The organism is Allokutzneria sp. NRRL B-24872, assembly GCF_002155965.1.
In the GTDB taxonomy this organism is placed as follows: Bacteria; Actinomycetota; Actinomycetes; order Mycobacteriales; family Pseudonocardiaceae; genus Allokutzneria.
The window spans coordinates 1-930 of sequence record NZ_MUMH01000402.1; the positions used below are offsets into that span (position 1 = coordinate 1).

1 protein-coding gene and 1 pseudogene are annotated in these 930 nt (G+C 73.4%); one reads left to right on the forward strand and one right to left on the reverse strand.

The features are described from left to right. Positions 1 to 427, forward strand: a pseudogene (locus CCN37_RS38320) (hypothetical protein); the annotation flags it as partial. Positions 428 to 439: 12 nt separating this feature from the next. Here the strand turns inward: CCN37_RS38320 and CCN37_RS38325 are convergent. Continuing rightward, positions 440 to 930 (reverse strand): ATP/GTP-binding protein (locus tag CCN37_RS38325; protein ID WP_086830264.1); only part of this gene is annotated, 491 nt, incomplete at its 5' end.

Sequence of the window (930 nt, forward strand, 5' to 3'; positions counted from 1 at the left end):
CATCGCGACCGATTCGGCGGCGGCCGTCTCCCCCGCCCCGCACTCCTTCCGCGCCTCGATCGCCCGCGCCGCCTACGAGGAGGCGGGGCTCGGGCCCGAGGACCTGTCCCTGGCGGAGGTGTACGACCTGTCCACCGCCCTGGAGCTGGAGTGGTACGAGGACATCGGGCTCTGCGCGCCGGGCGAGGGCGCCAAGCTGCTGCGGGAGGGCGTGACGGCCCTCGGCGGACGCCTTCCGGTCAACACCAGTGGCGGCCTCGGCTCCTTCGGGGAGGCGGTGCCCGCCCAGGCGATCGCCCAGGTCTGCGAGCTGACCTGGCAGCTGCGCGGGACGGCGGGCGACCGACAGGTGCCGGGCGCGCGGGCCGGGATCACCGCGAACCAGGGCCTGTTCGGGCACGGTTCGGCGGTGGTGGCGGTTCGCTGACCGCCCGTGCGGTCACGTGGTGACCGGACTCCGGTCCGCGAGGACGAGGGCGTGCTGCACGACCGCCACGAGCACGTCCTTCACGGACTCGCGGTCCCGGGCGTCGCACATCAGCAGCCCCACCTCGGGGTCCAGGCCGAGCGCGACGCGCACGCTCTCCGCCGGGAACCGCTGGGCGCCCTCGAAGCAGTTGACGGCCACCGTGAACGGGATGCCGCGCCGCTCGAAGTAGTCGATGGCGGCGAAGCTGTCCTCCAGGCGGCGGGTGTCCGCGAGGACGATGGCGCCCAGGGCCCCCTGGGCCAGCTCGTCCCAGAGGAACCAGAAGCGGTCCTGCCCCGGGGTGCCGAAAAGGTACAGGACGAGGTCCTCGCGCAGCGTGATCCGGCCGAAGTCCATGGCGACCGTGGTGGTCGTCTTGGTCTCGACGCCGTGCAGGTCGTCGACGGGCCGCCCCGCCTCGCTGAGGATCTCCTCGGTCCGCAGGGGCCTGATCTCGCTGA